This is a genomic window from Streptomyces sp. NPDC085931, from assembly GCF_044540565.1.
Taxonomy (GTDB): Bacteria; Actinomycetota; Actinomycetes; order Streptomycetales; family Streptomycetaceae; genus Streptomyces.
The window spans coordinates 609,510-628,150 of record NZ_JBITSK010000002.1 but is presented as its reverse complement, the minus strand read 5'-3'; the positions used below and the strand labels follow the sequence as shown (position 1 = coordinate 628,150).

General features: G+C 74.1%; 15 protein-coding genes. 12 read left to right on the top strand and 3 right to left on the bottom strand.

Translation table 11 applies throughout. From position 1 onward, the window contains the following. Positions 1-100 precede the first annotated feature (100 nt). Positions 101-1,240 (bottom strand): AI-2E family transporter, encoded by a 1,140-nt coding sequence (locus ACIGAN_RS05705; protein ID WP_399855142.1) that lies wholly within the window; start codon positions 1,238-1,240, stop codon positions 101-103. A 251-nt stretch (positions 1,241-1,491) separates the two neighbouring features. Here ACIGAN_RS05705 and ACIGAN_RS05700 point away from each other — a divergent pair, with 251 nt between their 5' ends. From ACIGAN_RS05700 to ACIGAN_RS05685, 4 genes are all read left to right on the top strand, one after another. Next, positions 1,492-3,555, top strand: coding sequence for a discoidin domain-containing protein (locus tag ACIGAN_RS05700; protein WP_399855139.1), 2,064 nt, complete (start codon positions 1,492-1,494; stop codon positions 3,553-3,555). 109 nt (positions 3,556-3,664) lie between these two features. Next, positions 3,665-4,420, top strand: a complete 756-nt coding sequence (locus tag ACIGAN_RS05695; RefSeq protein WP_365744673.1) for an SDR family oxidoreductase — start codon at positions 3,665-3,667, stop codon at positions 4,418-4,420. A 48-nt stretch (positions 4,421-4,468) separates the two neighbouring features. Further along, positions 4,469-5,380: an SDR family oxidoreductase gene (locus ACIGAN_RS05690; RefSeq protein WP_399855136.1), complete on the top strand. Its 912-nt coding sequence runs from the start codon at positions 4,469-4,471 to the stop codon at positions 5,378-5,380. A gap of 113 nt (positions 5,381-5,493) precedes the next feature. Next, positions 5,494-6,120: a TetR/AcrR family transcriptional regulator gene (locus tag ACIGAN_RS05685; protein ID WP_365097991.1), complete on the top strand. Its 627-nt coding sequence runs from the start codon at positions 5,494-5,496 to the stop codon at positions 6,118-6,120. Positions 6,121-6,224: 104 nt separating this feature from the next. On the opposite strand, the gene ACIGAN_RS05680 is transcribed toward ACIGAN_RS05685, so the two are convergent. Continuing rightward, positions 6,225-6,941: an alpha/beta fold hydrolase gene (locus tag ACIGAN_RS05680; RefSeq protein ID WP_399855134.1), complete on the bottom strand. Its 717-nt coding sequence runs from the start codon at positions 6,939-6,941 to the stop codon at positions 6,225-6,227. A 38-nt stretch (positions 6,942-6,979) separates the two neighbouring features. Next, entirely contained in the window at positions 6,980-7,951 is a 972-nt protein-coding gene (locus tag ACIGAN_RS05675; protein ID WP_365097995.1) for an alpha/beta hydrolase, read from the bottom strand. Between the two features lie 654 nt (positions 7,952-8,605). Here ACIGAN_RS05675 and ACIGAN_RS05670 point away from each other — a divergent pair. The 8 genes from ACIGAN_RS05670 to ACIGAN_RS05635 all read left to right on the top strand — a co-directional run bounded on the left by ACIGAN_RS05670 (position 8,606) and on the right by ACIGAN_RS05635 (position 18,539). Beyond that, entirely contained in the window at positions 8,606-9,547 is a 942-nt protein-coding gene (locus ACIGAN_RS05670) for a bis(hydroxyethyl) terephthalate hydrolase (protein WP_399855132.1), read from the top strand. A 1,095-nt stretch (positions 9,548-10,642) separates the two neighbouring features. Next, positions 10,643-11,812: a LuxR C-terminal-related transcriptional regulator gene (locus tag ACIGAN_RS05665; protein ID WP_399855131.1), complete on the top strand. Its 1,170-nt coding sequence runs from the start codon at positions 10,643-10,645 to the stop codon at positions 11,810-11,812. Between the two features lie 192 nt (positions 11,813-12,004). After that, a complete protein-coding gene (locus tag ACIGAN_RS05660; RefSeq protein ID WP_399855129.1) occupies positions 12,005-13,309 on the top strand; it encodes a PucR family transcriptional regulator in 1,305 nt (434 codons plus the stop codon). A 258-nt stretch (positions 13,310-13,567) separates the two neighbouring features. Continuing rightward, on the top strand, positions 13,568-14,425 hold the full coding sequence (locus ACIGAN_RS05655) for an ABC transporter ATP-binding protein (protein ID WP_399855127.1): 858 nt from the start codon (positions 13,568-13,570) through the stop codon (positions 14,423-14,425). Next, the gene (locus ACIGAN_RS05650; protein ID WP_399855124.1) at positions 14,422-15,225 is read left to right on the top strand and encodes an ABC transporter ATP-binding protein; all 804 of its coding nucleotides are present in this window, start codon (positions 14,422-14,424) and stop codon (positions 15,223-15,225) included. Before ACIGAN_RS05655 ends, ACIGAN_RS05650 begins: the two co-directional genes overlap by 4 nt. Then, on the top strand, positions 15,222-16,121 hold the full coding sequence (locus ACIGAN_RS05645) for a branched-chain amino acid ABC transporter permease (RefSeq protein ID WP_365745133.1): 900 nt from the start codon (positions 15,222-15,224) through the stop codon (positions 16,119-16,121). The genes ACIGAN_RS05650 and ACIGAN_RS05645 overlap by 4 nt, the downstream gene beginning before the upstream one ends. Then, positions 16,114-17,256 (top strand): branched-chain amino acid ABC transporter permease, encoded by a 1,143-nt coding sequence (locus ACIGAN_RS05640; protein WP_399855122.1) that lies wholly within the window; start codon positions 16,114-16,116, stop codon positions 17,254-17,256. The genes ACIGAN_RS05645 and ACIGAN_RS05640 overlap by 8 nt, the downstream gene beginning before the upstream one ends. Continuing rightward, entirely contained in the window at positions 17,253-18,539 is a 1,287-nt protein-coding gene (locus ACIGAN_RS05635; protein ID WP_399855120.1) for an ABC transporter substrate-binding protein, read from the top strand. The genes ACIGAN_RS05640 and ACIGAN_RS05635 overlap by 4 nt, the downstream gene beginning before the upstream one ends. The last annotated feature ends 102 nt before the right edge of the window (positions 18,540-18,641 follow it).

Here is an 18,641-nt window from a genome sequence, read left to right as displayed (position 1 = left end):
CGGTCCTCCTGAGGAGCATGTCGGCCACGAGCCTAGAGCAGCCGGGTGTGCGTCATGTCGGTGGGCGGGGCACGGAGGTCGCACGCCACCCTGGGGACGCTCAACCCCCGGCCGGGGGAGGGGAGTCGGCGGCGGGCGGGCCGGTGTGTGAGGTGCCCGGCTCGCGCAGTGCCTGGCACACCGACCAGACCACGGCGACCAGCGGCACGGCCACGACGGCACCGATCACACCGGCCGCGACCGCCCCGCCGACGACCGCGAGGGCGACCACCACCGGGTGCAGCCGGACGGCCCAGCTCATCACGAGGGGATGCAGCACGTGCCCCTCGATCTGCCCGATCACCACGATCAGTGCCACGACCACCAGGGCGATGAGGGGTCCCTTCGAGGCCAGGGCCACCACGGCCGCCACCGCCAGGGCGATCGGGGAGCCGATCAGCGGGATGAAGGCGGCCAGGAACTCCAGCAGGGCCAGCGGCACCGCGAGCGGTACGCCGAGGACGAACAGGGCGATGCCCACCAGGACGGCGTTGGTCCCGGCCACCAGCAGGATGCCGTGGGTGTAGCCGGTGAAGGTGCGCCAGGCGGCCCGGCCGGCCACCGTGACACGCTGCCGTGCGCCGGTGGGCAACTGGTCGCACAGCCACTGCCACTGCCGCTCGCCCGAGTGCGTGAAGAAGACGGCGCAGAACACGGCGAGGGCGAGGACGGTCAGCACCTCCAGCAGCCGGCTCGCGCCGCTCAGTGCCGTGCTGATCAGGGTGGAGCGGTGGTCGGACAGCACCCTGCCGATCCGGGACTGCAGGTCGGCGAACGCGTCGGCGGGGAGCCGGAACGGGGGCTCCTCCAGCCGCCGTTCGATCCGGTCGATCCCGGCGACGAACTCACGCTCCAGGCCGCTGCGCTGGTCCGCCACGGTCTCACCCACCAGGGCCAGCGCCCCGAGGACCAGGGCGATGCCGCCGACGAGCGCGACGGCGACGGCGAGCGGGCGGGGCAGGAACCGGGTGAGCAGACCGGCCACGGGCCGCAGGACGGCGGCGATGACGAGGCCCAGGAACACGGCGACGGCGATCCGGTGGAACTGCCCGAGCACGGAGAACGCCACCCGGACGACGACACCGACCGCGATGAGCCGCCACGCGTAGGCGGCCGCGGTACGCAGCAGGGCGGGCACCCGCGCGTCCTCACCGACGAGACGTCCGAGCGGCGGAACGGGCGGTTCGGGAGGCGAGGACACGTCATGCCCGTACCCCCGCACGCCTGTCCGCCCGCGCGACGCTCCCGCAATTCCCCCGAAGGCCGGTACGCGGGGGCGGGCGGGAAACCGCGCGGTGAGAAGTGATTACCTGTCAGTAGCCGGTGCGTTCCGGTGTATTGACTCGTGCGGTGGCAGGGGCGATTCTCGTCGCATCTTGGGCGAGGTCATGACAAACACAGGGTGCTGTGCGCCGCCGTGGCCGCGCCTCCCGCTGACCGAGGGACAGGGCTGTGACCAGAGCCGAACGCCCGTACCGCACCCGCAAGAACGTGACCGTCGTGTCGCTCCTGCTGCTCGTGCTGGCCGTCGCACTGGGCCCGACGCCGAGTTCGGCGGCCGGGACCGACTGGTGGAATCCCACCGCGCGGCCCGCGCCGGACTCGCAGATCGGCGTCACGGGGGAGCCGTTCACCGGCACCGACGCCCGCGGCGAGGTGCGCGGCTTCGTCGACGCACATGACCACATCTTCTCCAACGAGGCTTTCGGCGGGCGCCTGATCTGCGGAAAGCCGTTCTCCGAGCAGGGCGTTGCGGACGCGCTCAAGGACTGTCCCGAGCACTACCCGGACGGCTCGCTCGCGGTCTTCGACTTCATCACGCGCGGCGGCGACGGCAAGCACGATCCGGTCGGCTGGCCCACCTTCAAGGACTGGCCGGCCCACGACTCGCTGACCCACCAGCAGAACTACTACGCCTGGGTCGAGCGGGCCTGGCGCGGCGGGCAGCGCGTGCTGGTCAACGACCTCGTCACCAACGGCGTGATCTGCTCCGTGTACTTCTTCAAGGACCGCGGCTGCGACGAGATGACGTCCATCCGGCTCCAGGCCAGGCTGACCTACGACATGCAGGACTACATCGACCGGCTCTACGGCGGGCCCGGCAAGGGCTTCTTCCGGATCGTCACCGACAGCTCCCAGGCCCGCGAGGTCGTCGAGCAGGGCAAGCTGGCCGTGGTCCTGGGCGTCGAGACCTCCGAGCCGTTCGGCTGCAAGCAGATCCTCGACGTGCCGCAGTGCAGCCGCGCCGACATCGACAAGGGCCTGGACGAGCTGTACGCGCTGGGCGTGCGGAGCATGTTCCTGTGCCACAAGTTCGACAACGCGCTGTGCGGGGTCCGCTTCGACTCCGGCAGTCTCGGAACGGCCATCAACGTCGGCCAGTTCCTGTCGACCGGCACCTTCTGGAAGACGGAGAAGTGCACCGGCCCGCAGGCCGACAACCCCATCGGCGACGCCACGGCGGCCGGGGCGGAGGCGAAACTCCCGGCGGGCGTCGAGGTCCCCGGCTACGCCGCGGACGCCCGGTGCAACGTCCGGGGGCTGACCGACCTCGGCGAGTACGCCGTACGCGGCATGATGCGGCGCGGGATGATGCTGGAGATCGACCACATGAGCGTCAAGGCCACCGGCCGGGTGCTCGACCTCTTCGAGGCCGCCTCCTACCCCGGAGTGCTCTCCTCGCACAGCTGGATGGACGCGGAGTGGACCGAACGCGTCTACGGGCTGGGCGGTTTCATCGCCCAGTACATGCACGGCTCCGAGAGCTTCGTCGCGGAGGCCAGGCGCACCAAGGCCCTGCGCGACAAGTACCGGGTGGGCTACGGCTACGGCACCGACATGAACGGCGTCGGCGGCTGGCCCGCACCGCGCGGGGCCGACGCTCCGAACAAGGTCGTCTACCCCTTCACGAGCGCCGACGGCGGCTCCGTCATCGACCGGCAGACCACGGGCGAGCGCACCTGGGACCTGAACACCGACGGGGCCGCCCACTACGGCCTGGTCCCGGACTGGATCGAGGACATCCGCCGGGTCGGCGGCCAGGACGTGGTGGACGACCTGATGCGCGGCGCGGAGTCCTACCTCGACACCTGGGGCGCCTCCGAGAGCCACGAGCCCGCGGCCGATCTCGCCACCGGCGCCACCGCGTCGGCCAGTTCCTCCGAGTGGAGCCTGTTCACGAGCTACCAGCCGCACCGGGCCGTGGACGGCGACCGCCGCACCCGCTGGGCGAGCGACCGGAGCGACGACCAGTGGTTCCGGCTCGACCTCGGTTCCCCGCGGACCGTCGGGCGCGTCACCCTCGACTGGGAGCGCGCGTACGCGAAGGCGTACCGGATCGAGCTGTCCACCGACGGGACGACCTGGCGCACCGCCTGGTCCACGACGGCGGGTGACGGCGGACTGGACACCGCGCGCTTCACCCCCGCGCCGGCCCGCTACGTCCGGGTGCAGGCGCTCGCGCGCGGCACCGAGTGGGGCTACTCGCTCCACGAGGTCGGTGTCCACGGCAGCTGACGATCACGCCTCGCCGGGGGCCCGTAAAAATCACTCCGCCAGAAGTGGACGCCGCGTTCATATAATGCTTATATGGACGTAGCGTCCACTTAACGCGGAGGAGAAAGCCATGACCAGCACGCCCACCACCTCCGGCGCCTCGCCCCGAGTCGCGCTCGTCACCGGCGGCTCCGGCGGCATCGGCAGGGCCGTCGTCGAGCGGCTCGCCGCCGACGGCTTCGCCGTCGCCGTGCACTACGCCGGCAACAGGGCCAAGGCCGAGGCCCTCGTCCAGGAGATCACCGCCTCCGGCGGCCGGGCCGTCGCCGTCAGCGGCGACGTGGCCGACGAGCACGCGATGGAAGCCGCGTTCGACGCCGCCGAGACGGCCTTCGGCGGGATCGACGTGGTGATCAACACCGCCGGGATCATGGTGCTCGCGCCCATCGCCGAGCTGAACCTGGACGACCTCGACCGGATGCACCGCACCAACATCCGCGGCACCTTCGTCGTCGCCCAGCAGGCCGCCCGCCGGGTACGCCGCGGCGGCGCGATCATCAACGTGTCCACGTCGGTCACCCGCACGCAGCTGCCCGCCTACGGGGCGTACGTCGCCAGCAAGGCCGCCACCCAGAGCATCACGCTGATCCTCGCCCGCGAGCTGCGCGGCAAGGACATCACCGTCAACACCGTCGCACCCGGGCCCGTGGCCACCCCCCTCTTCCTCGAGGGCAAGGACGAGGCCGCCGTCGCCGCCTTCGCCAAGGCCACGCCGCTGGAGCGGCTGGGCGAGCCGCGCGACATCGCCGAGTCGGTCGCCTTCCTCGCCGGACCCGCCCGCTGGGTGAACGGCCAGATCCTCTACGTCAACGGCGGCCTGGCCTGACCCCGGCGCCACCCGGCAGCCCCACCCCGACCCCGAAGGAGAAGAGCCATGTCATCCGTCGTCCTCATCACCGGCGCCGCAACCGGCATCGGCAACCTCACCGCCCGCGCACTCGCCGCCGCCGGGCACACCGTCTACGCCAGCATGCGCGACGTCCACGGCCGCAACGCCGGGCACGCCCGCGAACTGATGGACCTCGGCCGCCGCGAGCAGCAGGACATCCGGGTCGTCGAACTCGACGTCCAGTCCGACGCCTCGGCGGAAGCGGCCGTCGCGACCGTCCTGCGGGAGGCAGGCCGCCTCGACACGGTCGTGCACAACGCCGGACACCTCTACGTCGGCTACGTCGAGGCGTTCACCCCCGAGGACATCCAGCACCTGCTGGACATCAACACCCTCGGCATCCAGCGGGTCAACCGCGCGGCCCTGCCCCACCTGCGCGCACGCCGCTCCGGCACCCTGCTCTACGTCGGCAGCACCACCTCCGTCGTCGTACCGCCCTTCCTCGGGCCCTACGTGGCGTCGAAGTTCGCCGCCGACGCCCTCGCCCAGGTCACGGCGTACGAGGTGGGCCGGTTCGGCATCGAGACGACCATCGTCATGCCCGGCCCGTTCACCCAGGGGACCGAGCACTTCCCCAACGCCGGGCGCGCCGGTGACGCCGAGCGCTCCCGCGCCTACGCCGCGCTGGACCCGATGGTGGCCCGCAACGAGGAGGCCACCGAGGCGTTGTTCCCGCCCGGCGTGGACGCCCACCCGCGTGCCGTCGCCGACGAGATAGCCCGCGTCCTGGCCCTGCCGGCCGGCACCCGCCCCCTCCGCACCGTCGTCGACTTCAGCCAGGCCGGTGTGGAGGAGGTCAACGAGGTGCTGCGCCGGGCCCAGGAGCGGTTCGTGACCCGCCTCGGCTTCGGCGAGCTGCTCCACGTCGCGGGGCCGGAGCCCCGGCCGGCGACGTGAACCGGAGCCCGGACCGCGCGGCCACCGCACGGCTTCCTAGACTGATCGCCCCGGAACGAGCGATCGATCCCGGAACGGGCGACCGATCCCGGCACGAGCGAGGGAGAGACGACGTGACGAAGCAGGCCGAGGGCGCCGCCGAGCGCCCGGCCCGCGGGCGCGGGCGCCGCCCGGCCGACGAGGTCCGCGCGGACGTCTTCCGCGTGGTCGGCGAGGTGCTCCTCGAGGAGGGGATCGCCGACCTGACCTTCGAGCGGGTGGCCCGCCTGTCCGGGGTCAGCAAGACGACCCTGTACAAGTGGTGGCCCTCCAAGGGAGCCCTCGCCCTGGACGGCTACTTCCACGCCGTCGAGGAGACCCTCGCCTTCGAGGACACCGGTGACATCCGCGCCGACCTCACGCGTCAACTCCGGTCGTTCGCCCACCTCATGACCGAGACTCCGGCCGGGCGGGTGCTGACCGAGCTCATCGGCCAGTCCCAGACCGACGAGGACCTGGCCACCGCCTTCCGCTCCCTGTACTCCTCGGGACGGCGACGGCTCGCCGGGGAGCGGCTGCTGCGCGCCCGTGAGCAGGGACAGCTCCGCGACGACGTCGACGTCCAGGTCCTCGTCGACCAGCTCTGGGGCGCCGTCTACCACCGGCTGCTGATCCCCGACGAGCCGGTCACGGAGGACTTCGTCGTCGCCCTGGTCGCCAACGTCCTCGACGGCGTCGCGCCACGCCCCGCGGGCCCCTGAGCCACGCCTTCCTCGTTCCCCGGCGCGTACGGCACCGGCTGGGGCACCGACCGCGGCTGCGGCTGCGGCCGACGGGATTCTCGCGCCGCTCGGGCGCGGCCGGCTCAGCCGGTGGCGCGCACCGCGTCGCGGATCAGGCCGGCCACGTCCTTCGGCCGGGAGACGGCGACGGCGTGCGAGGCACCTTCGATCTCGACCACCGTCGCACCGGCCCGCTTCGCGCCGAAGCGCTCCACGTCCGGGTTGATCGCCTCGTCCGCCCCGGCCACGAGCGCCCAGGACGGCTTGTCCTTCCACGCCGCGGCCGACGCCGTCTCCGTGAACGTCGAGGCCGCCAGCGGGCGCTGGGCCACCGCCAGGACCTTGGTGACGGCGGGCGGCACATCGGCCGCGAAGATCGCCGGGAAGGCCTCGGCCTGGATCGTGACCTCGACCGCGTCCTCGCCGCCCTCGACGGGGTACGTCCTCTCCTGCAGGCTGCCGACCAGGCGCGACAGCGGGAAACGGCCCTGCAGCTCACCCAGGCTCTCGCCCTGCTCGGGTATGTAGGCGGCGACGTAGACCAGGCCCACGACGTTCTCCGCGGTACCGGCGACGGAGATGACGGCACCGCCGTAGGAGTGGCCGACCAGGACGACCGGGCCGTCGATCTGGGCGGCCTGCGCGGCGATGTAGGCGGCGTCGGAGGCCAGGCCGCGCAGCGGGTTGGGCGGTGCCACCACGGGGATGCCGTGGTGCTGCAGTTCGGCGATGACGCCGGACCAGCTGCCGGCGTCCGCGAAGGCGCCGTGGACGAGCAGGGCGGTCGGGGTGGTGACCATGTCGGTGCTCCTTGGAACGATCGGGTCCGGGGACCGGTTCAGCGGGTGTGCAGGGCCGCGTGCAGCACGGCGGAGGCCTGGCGGATCGCCGCGTCGGCGGCGTGGGTGCCGCGCAGGGCGTTCAGCATCACGAAGTCGTGAATGACGCCCTGGTAGCGCACGGCCGTCACGGGCACGCCCGCCTCACGGAGCTTGGCGGCGTAGGCCTCGCCCTCGTCGCGCAGCACATCGGCCTCGGCCGTGATGACCAGGGCCGGGGGCAGGCCGGTGAGCTGCTCGGTGGTGGCCCGCAGGGGCGACGCGGTGATCCGCGCCCGCTCGGCCTCGTCGGTCGTGTACTGGTCCCAGAACCACTGCATGCCGTCGCGGCGCAGGAAGTAGCCGGTCGCGAACTGGTGGTAGGAGCCGGTGTCGAAGCTCGCGTCGGTCACCGGGTAGAACAGCACCTGCTGCACCGGCGCGACGTCACCGCGCTCCTTGGCCATCAGGGTCAGGGCCGCGGCCATGTTGCCGCCGACGGAGTCGCCGGCCACGGCCAGCCGCGCACCGTCCAGCTCCTTGGACGCGCCCTGGGCCACGACCCACTGGGCGACGGCGTAGTTCTGCTCGATGGCGACGGGGTAACGGGCCTCGGGGGAGAGGTCGTACTCGGGGAAGACCACGGCCGCGTGCGCGCCGACGGCGAGTTCGCGGACCAGCCGGTCGTGGGTGTGGGCGTTGCCGAACACCCAGCCGGCGCCGTGGATGTAGAGGACGACGGGCAGGGTGCCCTCGGCCCCGGCGGGCTTGACGATCCGGGCGCGGACACTGCCGGTGGGACCGCCGGAGACGGTGATCCACTCCTCGTCGACGGCGGGCTTGGCGATGTCGCCCGACTGCACCTCGTCGACGGCCTTGCGGCCCTCGGCCGGGGCCAGGTCGAACAGGTAGGGCGGGTTGGCGGTCGCCGCGGCGAACTCCGCCGCGGCCGGCTCCAGAACCGGCTCGACCGGCTCGAAGGTGTGGGACATACGAACTCCTGAGACTCTCCGCCCGCCGGTGTCTCCGGCGGGGCGGCCCGCACCGCGATGCGAGGATCCGCCGGGCCGCCTGCGGCCACGCTAGGTCCGAAGGGGCGGGGGGCCTTGCCCGCCCGTGCACGGACTCTGCTCTGCGCGTGCACGGGCTGTGCTGTGCGCGTGCACGGGCTGTGCTGTGCGCGTGCGCGGGCTCCGTTGTGCGCGTGCGGCCTGTGTCGTGCGCGTGCGCGGGCTCTGTTGGGCGCGTGCGGCCTGTGTCGTGCTCGTGCGCGGGCTCCGTTACGCCCGCGCAAGACCTCTGCTGTGCGCCTGCACGGTCCTATTCCGGTCGGGCGCGTGCTTGTCCTGCGTGGGCACGGCCCCTGTTCTGGACGCGGTGCCTGGCCGGCCCTCCGCGCGCGGCTCCCGGCGCGCGGCCCGGCCACCTCGCCCACCGGCATCGGGACGAAGGTGTCGCGGCCCGGGCCCGCGGGGTGCCGGTCGCACAAGACCGGTGACATTGCCGGTCCGCGCGCGGTGCCCGGTCCCCGAGAGTGGCACAGCCAGCCCAACGGCGGTGCCCGGTCCGCGGGCACGCGACAGACGCCCCAGGTCACGCGTGCCCGCGACACGGGCCGGCCGCCACGACAGAGAGGACGACTCGTCGTGCACCTCCACCCCCACACCGATCCCCGCACCGGGTCCCGCGGCATCCTCGGACGCCGCGCCGGGCGCCGGACCGGGCGACTGGCCGCTGCCGCCGCGACGCTCGCCGTCGTCGTCGGCCTGGGCTCCCTGACCAGCCCGGGCGCCCACGCCGCCGACAACCCCTACGAGCGCGGCCCGGCTCCCACCACGTCCAGCATCGAGGCGAGCCGCGGCCCCTACGCCGTGTCGCAGACGTCCGTCTCCTCGCTGTCCGTCACCGGATTCGGCGGCGGCACCATCTACTACCCGACCAGCACCAGTGACGGCACCTTCGGCGCGGTGGCCATCTCGCCCGGCTACACGGCCTACGAGTCGTCCATCGCCTGGCTCGGACCGCGCCTGGCCTCCCAGGGCTTCGTGGTCTTCACCATCGACACGCTCACCACGCTCGACCAGCCCGACTCGCGGGGCCGGCAGCTGCTGGCCGCCCTGGACTACCTCACCCAGCGCAGCTCGGTGCGCGGGCGCGTCGACGCCTCCCGCCTCGGCGTCATGGGCCACTCGATGGGCGGCGGCGGCAGCCTGGAGGCGGCCAAGTCGCGTCCGGCCCTGCAGGCGGCGATCCCGCTGACGCCGTGGAACCTCGACAAGAGCTGGCCCGAGCTGACCACGCCGACCCTGATCTTCGGAGCCGACGGCGACACCATCGCACCGGTCTCCTCCCACGCCGAGCCCTTCTACTCCAGCCTGTCCTCCTCGCTGGACCGGGCCTACCTGGAGCTGAACTCGGCGACGCACTTCACGCCCAACTCGTCGAACACGACGATCGCGAAGTACAGCATTTCCTGGCTCAAGCGGTTCATCGACAACGACACCCGCTACGAGCAGTTCCTGTGCCCGCTGCCCCGGCCGAGCCTGACCATCGAGGAGTACCGGGGCAACTGCCCGCACGGTTCCTGACCGTCCCTCGCCCGGGCGGCAAAGCCGCGGCCGTGACGGGAACCGGCGGCGGACGCGATCGACGCGTCCGCCGCCGGTGCCGTGCCGTGCCGTGCCTTGCCGTGCCGCTCGCGGGCGGTGCGGGGCAGGCGGTGCCGGGCCGGCGTGGCGGGCGTGCCGGGCGTGCCGGGGCACGGCCTCGGCGGCCGGTGGTTGGGCCGCGGCACAGTCCGTGCACCGGGCGTCCTGCGGCGTTCACCGGGCCGTCCGCGGCAAACCCGCAGGTGCCGGCGGGGCGGCGCGTGTCCCGTTGCGCGGACGTAAGGCTTCCGGTCTTCCTTACGCGCAAGTAACCTCCTTGGGGTGACGGGAGACAGAAGCTGGGTGCGCACGGCTCCCCGCGCGGGGGGCACGGTCGGACGGGATGCCGCCCGCCCGGCCGCCGAGACTCGTGGCCATGCCGAACTCGCCCGCGGCCGACGGCAGTTGTACGACGGGCCGGTGGGGGACGCGCGTGAGTCCCTGCTGCTGGCCGCGTCCCTGCTGGCCGCCGACGCCCCGGACGCGGCGGAGGCCGCGCGCCTCTCGGCCGCGGACGCCGCGTGGGCCTCGGGTGACGTCCTGGCCTGCCTGGCCACCCTCGACGGCACGGACACGGCGGACGCGGTCCCCGGCGCTGCCGCCCCGGACACCGCCCCCGCGGAGACCTCCGCAGGCCAGGACGGCGTGTCACCACTGACACGAGCCACCACGGCCCGGACCCCGGGACCCGGCACCGCGATCCACGGCGGGCACGGACCCGCCGGTACGGGGCTCGGGCCCGCCGGCACGGGATCCGGGTGTGCCGGTGAAGGGCTCGGGCCCGCCGGGACGGGTTCCGGGTCTGCTGGTGAAGGGCTCGGGCCCGCCGGTACGGGATCCGGGTCTGCCGGTGCGGGATCCGGGCCTGTCGGTGCGGGATCCGGGCCTGTCGGTGAAGGGCACGGGTCCGCCGGCGTCGGGCTCGGGTCTGCCCGCGCTCAGCTCGGGTCCGCCGGTGCGGGGATCGGGTCCGACGGGGGTGGGCCCGGTCCCGGGTGGCCGCGGGACCCGGTCGTCCGGGACTACCGGGACGGGATGCGTGCCCTGCTCGCCCGGCGGCCCGGGGAGGCCGTCGCGCCGTTGCGGCGGGTGCTGGAGCGGGCCTGGGCCGACGGCCGGCCGGAGCGGCTGCTGCGGGCCGCCGCGGCCGCCCTGCTGCTCGGCGACGTCCACGCCGCCCGTGCCGCCGGGGCCCGGGCCCTCGCGGCCGCCCGCAACGCGGAGTGCGCCGCGTCCGAGGCGCGTGCCCTCGAGTACCTGGCCTACGGCGAACTGCGGGCCGGCCGCCACGCGCAGGCACGCGGACACGCCGAGGAGGGTGTGCGGGCGGCGCTCGCGGCCGGCCAGCGCAACACCGCCGCGAACCACCACGCGATGCTCGCCCTGGCCGCCTCGATCGAGGGCGACACCGCCGCCGTCTCCGGATACGCCGCCGCCGCCCTGCGCACCGCCCGCCGCCACGGCCTGGCCCAGGCGGCGACCCTGGCCGAGTGGGCCATCGCCCGCGCGGACCTGGCCCGCGGCCGCCCCCTGGACGCCGCCGACCGGCTCGGCCCGCTCGTCGGACCGGGCCCGCGGCGCGGGCACTTCGCCGTCTGGATGCTCGCCGTGCCCTGCTTCGTGGAGGCCGCGGTGCTGGCCGGGCAGCCGGAGGACGCCCGGGAGGTCGTCGCGGACCTCGCCCAGTGGGCGGCCTTCGGCGCCGACCCGCACGCGCCCGCCCAGCTCGCCCGCTGCCGCGCCCTGCTGGCCGCGGACGACGCCGAGGCCGACGACCTCTACCTGCGCGCCGTCGCCCTGCACGACGACGCGGGCGGCGACTTCGAGCGCGCCCGCACGGAGCTGCTGTACGGCAAGTGGCTGCGGCGGCGGCGCCGGCTGCGGGAGGCCCGTGCCCGGCTCGGCGCCGCCCTGGTCGGCTTCGAACGCTGCGGTGCCGGCGCCTGGGCCGACCAGACGCGCGGCGAGCTGCGCGCCAACGGGGCCGCGTCCGCGACGGACCGGTCCGGCGGCCTGGCGCGGCTGACACCCCAGCAACTGCGCATCGCCCGGCACGTGGCCGAGGGTGCCACCAACAGGGAGGTGGCCCAGCGGCTCGCCGTCAGCACCCGCACGGTCGACTACCACCTGCGCAACGTCTTCGCCGCGCTCGGCGTGCGCTCCCGCGTGGAGCTGGCCCGCCTGGTCGACCAGGAGAGCCGCTGAGCCCTCGCTGATCATGCGGACTCGGTCGAGAAGAGTGCCGCACGCCTCTGGGGACCGACCGGACGGTATGCCATTCTTCGGAGCAGGACCGTAGGGGTGACGAGGGCCGTCCGCGCAGCGCACCCGCCGGACGCCCCCGTGCCCGGGCGGCGCCGGGCGCCGCCGGGAGGCCGAAGTTGGGGGAGGACCGCGATGCATCCTGCCGCACGTACACGCACGACGTTCCGCACCGGGCCGGCGCCCGTTCCGCAGCCGCGGACACGGCGGATCCGGTCGCTGATCGACGCCGACGCGCTGCGCGTCCTGCACCGGGCGGCCCGGGTGCTGCTCGACGAGCTGCCGGAGCTGACGGACCGGCTGCTGGTGGTCCTGCGCGAGCAGGAACCGGCGTACCGGACCGTGCTGGAGAACGACCACGCCGCCACCTGGCAGGAGACCCACCGTTCCTTGCGGCACAGCGTGACCTCGCTGCTCGACCCGCGCGGCACCCGCGAGGCCGCGCACCGCTGCACCTGGCGGATCGGTGCCACCCGGGCCGAGCAGGGGCTGCCGCTGGACGCGCTGCTGCACGCGTTCCGGCTGGGCGGATCCCTGGTGTGGCAGCGGCTGGTCGAGGAGACCGCCCGCGCGGAACCGGAGGACATCCGCCTGCTGGTGCACGTGGCCACCGACGTCTGGAACTTCGTCGACGAGCACTGCACCCTCGTGGCCGACGCCTACCGGCAGACCGAGCGGCAGCTCGCCTGGCGGCGCGAGAACCGGGTGCGTCTGCTGGCGGCGGCCCTCCTGGACGGCACCAGCCGGATCGCCGACCTGCCCGAGACCGCCGACGGGCTGGGGCTGCCGGAACACGGCCGGTACGTCGTCGTCGCGGTCGCCGGCGTCCGTGCGCAGGGGCCCACCGGCCTGCGGACCCGGGTGGGCGCCACCGGTGCGGGCGCGTACTGGCACGCGGGCGCGGAGGTGGACTACGGCATCGTCCTGGTCGGGGAGGCAGGCGACACCGGGGACGGGCAGGACGACCGGGACCCCGCGGTCGTACTCGGCCTGCCCGGCGACGGTGTCACGGCCGGCTGCCGCATCGGCGTCGGCAGCGCCGTGACGGGGCTGGCCTCGGTCGGCGACGCCCGGCGCCTGGCGGATCTGGCCCTGGGCATCTGCCCGCCCGAGGGCGGCACGGTGAGGCTCGCCGAGCACCTGCCCCAGGCGCTGGTGATCTCCTGCCCGGAACTCGGCGCGACCCTCACCGAGCGGGTGCTCGGGCCCCTGCTGCGGCTGGAACCGGCCGACCGGGACGTGCTGCTCGACACCCTGGTCGCCTGGTTCGACTCCGAGGGGTCCGCGCAGCGCGCCGGTGAACGGCTGTACTGCCACCGCAACACCGTCCTGAACCGGCTGCGCCGCTGCGAGCAGCTCATCGGCCGCTCCCTGGCCCGCCCGCTCGACGTGGTGGACATCAGCCTCGCCCTGACGGCACACCGTCTCCTGCACACCTGACCCCCGCCCGGCCCCGGCCCGTCCGCCGGTGGGACGCACCCGGCCGTCGGCCGGACGCTGGGCACCCCTGGGCCGGGTGCGGGGCCGGGCGCGGCGCCGGGTGCGGGGCTGGGCAGGTGCACAGTCCCCGGCGATCCGGGTTGGGAGCGCGCAGCCACCCGGTCCGAACGCCTGTACCGCGCGTCCGCGCCCGTGCTGTCGTGGGCTGCCCTTCCCCCGAAGCAGCCGTGCCCGACGGCACGGACCCGAGGAGCCGTGATGCCCGAAGCACCACCGGACGAAGAGCCCGCCCTGCGCGTCGAGGGCCTCGACGTGACCTACGGCCGCGCCGTGTCCGCCCTTCGCTCCGTGACCCTGACCGTCCCGCACGGAACGGTCGTCGCCCTCCTCGGCGCCAACGGCGCGGGCAAGACGACCCTGCTGCGGGCGGTGTCGGGCACCCTGCGCCTGCACCGCGGCGCGATCACGGCCGGGCGCATCCGCTACGGCAGCACCGAACTCGACGGACGCGACCAGGTCGCAGCGGTACGCGCCGGAGTCGTCCAGGTCCCCGAAGGACGCCGGGTCTTCGCCGGCCTCACCGTCGACGAGAACCTGCGCACCGGCGGCCTCGGCCTCGGACGGCGCCGCCCGGACCAGGTCGCGCAGGCCCGCGACCGGGTCTTCACGCTCTTCCCGCGCCTGGCCGAACGCACCCGGCAGGCCGCCGGGCTGCTCTCCGGCGGCGAGCAGCAGATGCTCGCCATCGGCCGGGCCCTCATGGCCGCGCCGCGCCTGCTGCTGCTCGACGAACCCTCCCTCGGCCTCGCCCCGCAGATGGTCCACCGGATCGCCGAGGTCGTCCGCGAGATCAACGCCCAGGGCACCGCGGTCCTGCTCGTCGAACAGAACGCCGGCATGGCGCTGTCCCTCGCCGACACCGCGCACGTCCTGGAGGTCGGCGAGGTCCGGCTCTCCGGTCCGGCCGGCGAACTCGCCCGCACGGACGCCGTGAAGCGGCTGTACCTGGGCGAGACCACCGAAGGCGCCGCAACCACCACCGGGACACCCGTGACCACCGAAGGCACCGACACCGCGCGGACCGCCACGAGAACCGAGGGGCAGGGAGCCGCGTGACCGTCCGCACCACCGCACCACCCGAACTCACCGTGACGGACGTGACCGTCCGGTTCGCCGGGCTCACCGCCCTGGACACGGTGTCCTTCACCGTCGCCCCGGGCTCCGTCCACGCACTCATCGGACCCAACGGGGCGGGCAAGTCCACCTGCTTCAACGTCCTGTCGGGACTGTGCCGACCGGCCACCGGCACCGTACGGCTCGGCGACGCCGACCTCACCCGCCTCGCCCCGCACCGCATCGCCGCCCTCGGCGTCGCCCGCACCTTCCAGAACATCGTCACCACCCAGGGCACGGTCGCCGACAACCTGATGCTCGGCCGCCACGCCCTGTCCCGGGCCGGCTTCACCGCCAGCGCCCTGCGCCTGCCGCAGGCGCGCCGCGAACAGCGCGCACACCTCGACCGCGCCCGCGAGATCGCCGAACTCACCGGCCTGGCCGCCCATTTCGACCACCCCGTGGCCCTGCTCTCCTACGGCGACCGCAAGCGCGTGGAGTTCGCCCGCGCCCTCTGCCTGGAGCCCAGCGTGCTGCTGCTCGACGAGCCGGTCGCCGGGATGAACGCGGCCGAACGCGCCCGCACGGTGGAGGTCGTGCACGCCGTGCGCGCCGAACTCGGCCTGTCCGTCGTGCTGGTGGAGCACGACATGGGACTGGTGATGCGGCTCGCCGACGAGGTCACCGTCCTCGACTTCGGCCGCGCCATCGCCCACGGCACCCCGGACCACGTCCGCCGCGACCCGGAGGTGCTGCGCGCCTACCTCGGCACCGGCGGCGCCGGAGCGGAGGACGCGGCATGACGACCCTCCTGGACAACGTCTTCAACGGCCTGGCCCTCGGTGCGGTCTACGCCCTGGTCGCCCTGGGCTTCGTCATCATCTTCAAGGCCTCCGGCGTCATGAACTTCGCCCACGGCTCCCTGCTCCTGCTCGGCGGCTACCTCACCGCCGTCCTCCACGACGACCTCGGCTTCGCCGGCGCCCTCGCCCTGTCCGTACTGGTGACCGCGGCCGTGGCCGGTGCCATGGACCGCTTCCTGCTCCAGGCCGGCGGCCGGGCGGACCCGCACGCCGCCCACGTGCAGACCATCGTCACCATCGGCGTCGACATCCTCATCCTCACCGACCTGTCCCGGCGCATCGGCGGGGACCTGCTCTCCCTCGGCGACCCGTGGGGCGACTCGGTCAGCGGCCTGGGACCGGTGACCGTCGCGGACAGCCGTATCGCGGCGATCGTCGTCTCCGCCCTCGTCATCGCCGGTGTCTTCGCCCTCTTCCGGTACACGTCGTGGGGCCTGTCCCTGCGCGCCTCGGCCGAGGACGTCGAGGCGGCCGCCCTGATGGGCGTGCGGCTGGTGCGCATCCGCACCCTCGCCTGGTGCCTGGCCGGAGCGCTCGCGGCCCTGGCGGCGGTCTTCCTCGCCGCGTTCCCCGCGCCCGGCCTGGAGCGCACCACCGGCCAGATCGCCCTCAAGGCGTTCCCGGCGGCGATCCTCGGCGGGATGGCCTCGCCGCCCGGCGCCCTCGCGGGCAGCCTGCTGATCGGCATGACCGAGGCGCTCGTCGCCGGCTACCAGTCCGAACTGCACGTCCTCGGGGAGGGGTTCGGCGACGTCGCCCCCTACGCGGTGATGGTGCTGGTCCTGCTGGTGCGGCCCACCGGCCTGTTCGGCGGAAAGGCGGCGGTCCGTGTCTGACCGGCTCCCCGGGACCCGTACCGGTGCCGCGCGCCTCGGCCGGACCGTCGCGGCCGTCGTCGTCCTGTGCGCGCTGCCCTTCTACCTGGACGCGTTCTGGCTGCGCATCGGCCTGTTCTCGATGGCGGCCGCCGTCGGCGCGGTCGGCCTCGGCCTGCTGTCCGGCACGGCGGGTCAGCTCTCCCTCGGCCACGCCTTCTTCCTCGCCGTCGGCGCCTACGGCTACGTCTGGCTGGCCGGTGAGCCCGGCCCCGGGCTGCCGACCGCGGTGGCCGCCGTGCTCGCGGTCCTGCTGGCCGGAGCGGCCGGCGGACTGTTCAGCCCCGTCGCCGGGCGGGTGCGCGGCGTCTACCTCGGGGTCGCCACTCTGGCCCTGGTCTTCCTCGGCCACCACGTCCTGCTCACGGCGGACTCCGTCACCGGCGGCTTCAACGGCCGCTCGGTGCCGCCGCTGGAACTGGGCGGCTTCTCCTTCTCCGCCGACTCCGAACTGACCCTGCTCGGCGTGCCGTTCGGGGCCGAGGAACGGCTGTGGTACCTGGGGCTCGCCCTGTTCGCCCTCACCTGGTTCACCGCCCGCGGGCTGCTCCGCGGGCGTCCCGGGCGCGCTCTGGTGGCCCTGCGCGACAGCGAGACCGCCGCCGCCGTCATGGGCGTGGACGTCTCCCGCTACCGCTCGGCCGCCTTCGTCGTCTCGTCGATGTACGCGGGCCTCGCCGGGGTGATGATCGCCCTCTCGTTCCGCCGCGTCGTGCCCGACTACTTCGGACTCGTCCTGTCGGTCGACTACCTCGCCATGATCGTCATCGGCGGTCTGGGTTCGGTCGCCGGAGCCACCGCCGGTGCCGTCTTCGTCACCGCGCTGCCCCTGCTGATGACCCGCTACGCCGACCAACTGCCCCTGGTGGCCGCCCCCGGTACCACCGGCGGCACGGTCGGCCCCACCGAGGCCGCCCGCTACCTCTACGGAGCGGCCATCGTCCTGATCCTGCTGTTCGCCCCCGACGGGCTGCACGGCCTGGTCCGCCGCCTGCGCGCCCGCCTGCGCCGCCGCCCCGCCCCACGCCCCACGGCCACCACCTCCCCGACACCCTCACCCGCGCCGTCCGCACGAGCCAAGGAGCCCACCCCGTGACCTCCACGCACCACCGCACGCACCGCGTACGCCCCAGGACGCTCCTGACCGCGGCCCTGGCGGCCCTGCTGCTCACCGCCACCGGATGCAGCTCCAAGGCGGACTCCAAGAGCGCCGGCGACGGCGCCGACGGCGTCAAGGCCGGTCCCGGCGTGACCGACAAGACCATCAGGCTCGGCGCCCTCACCGACCTCACCGGCCCCTACGCCACCCTCGGCAAGAGCATCGTGCAGGCCCAGCAGATGTGGGCGGACGAGGTCAACGCCCGCGGCGGCATCTGCGACCGCCGCGTCGAGATCGTCGTCAAGGACCACGGCTACGACGTCCAGAAGGCCGTCACCGCCTACGCCGACCTGTCCACGGACGTCGTGGCGCTGCCCCAGGTCATCGGCTCGCCCGTGATGGCGGCGCTGCTCGACGACATCGAGCGGGACAAGGTCCTCACCTTCCCGCAGGCCTGGGCCGCCTCCCTGCTCGACCGGGACGCCGTCCAGGTCCTGGGCACCACCTACGACATCGACATGATCGCCGCGGTCGACTTCCTCACCCGCGCCAAGGGCCTGAAGAAGGGCGACACGATCGGACACGTCTACTTCGAGGGCGACTACGGCGCCAACGCGCTCGAAGGCGCGCGGTGGGCCGGGAAGAAGGCCGGCCTGAAGGTCGTGGGGCAGAAGATCAAGGCGACGGACACCGATCTGTCCGCGCAGGTCTCCGCGCTGCGCAAGGAGGGCGTGCGGGCGATCCTGATCAGCGCCGGGCCGGCCCAGACCGCGTCCCTCGTCGGAGTCGCGGCCTCACGCGGCCTGAAGGTGCCCGTCGTCAGCAGCGCCCCCGGCTACGCCCCGCAGCTGATGAAGACGCCGGCCGCCCCCGCCCTCACCGCCCTGCTCAACGTGGTCAGTGCCGCGCCGGCGGTCAGCTCCGACCTGCCCGGGGTGCGCAAGATGGTGGCCTCCTACCAGAAGAAGTACCCCGGCTCCCTGGTGGACTCGGGCGTGCTGTCCGGCTACAACGCCGCGCAGCTGCTGGGCAACGACCTGAAGAAGGCCTGCGAGAGCGGCAGCCTCGCCCGCGAGGACGTGATCAAGGCCCACCGCTCCCAGTCCGCGGTCGACGTCGGCCTCGGCACCGCGCAGAACTTCTCCGACAAGGCGCAGCCCGCGAGCACCGCGACGTACGTGCACAAGCCGGACGCCAAGGCGGTCGGCGCGGCGGTGAACGTGGAGGACGCGCACACCGCGCCGGGCGTCGAGGAGTACCTGGCCTCCCGCACCTCCTGACCTCCGGACCGCCGCACCTCCGGACACCTGACCACCGGACCGGCACCGCACGGCGGCCGCGGGAATCCCCGCGGCCGCCGACGCCGGAGTGCGCGCCCGGGA

What these genes read in the sequence shown, in the direction of transcription:
- ACIGAN_RS05695 (WP_365744673.1), top strand. Translation starts at nt 3,665, where the DNA reads ATGACCAGCACGCCCACCACCTCCGGCGCCTCGCCCCGAGTCGCGCTC.
- ACIGAN_RS05690 (WP_399855136.1), top strand. Translation starts at nt 4,469, where the DNA reads ATGTCATCCGTCGTCCTCATCACCGGCGCCGCAACCGGCATCGGCAAC.
- ACIGAN_RS05680 (WP_399855134.1), bottom strand. Translation starts at nt 6,941, where the DNA reads ATGGTCACCACCCCGACCGCCCTGCTCGTCCACGGCGCCTTCGCGGAC.
- ACIGAN_RS05675 (WP_365097995.1), bottom strand. Translation starts at nt 7,951, where the DNA reads ATGTCCCACACCTTCGAGCCGGTCGAGCCGGTTCTGGAGCCGGCCGCG.
- ACIGAN_RS05665 (WP_399855131.1), top strand. Translation starts at nt 10,643, where the DNA reads ATGCGTGCCCTGCTCGCCCGGCGGCCCGGGGAGGCCGTCGCGCCGTTG.
- ACIGAN_RS05660 (WP_399855129.1), top strand. Translation starts at nt 12,005, where the DNA reads ATGCATCCTGCCGCACGTACACGCACGACGTTCCGCACCGGGCCGGCG.
- ACIGAN_RS05655 (WP_399855127.1), top strand. Translation starts at nt 13,568, where the DNA reads ATGCCCGAAGCACCACCGGACGAAGAGCCCGCCCTGCGCGTCGAGGGC.
- ACIGAN_RS05645 (WP_365745133.1), top strand. Translation starts at nt 15,222, where the DNA reads ATGACGACCCTCCTGGACAACGTCTTCAACGGCCTGGCCCTCGGTGCG.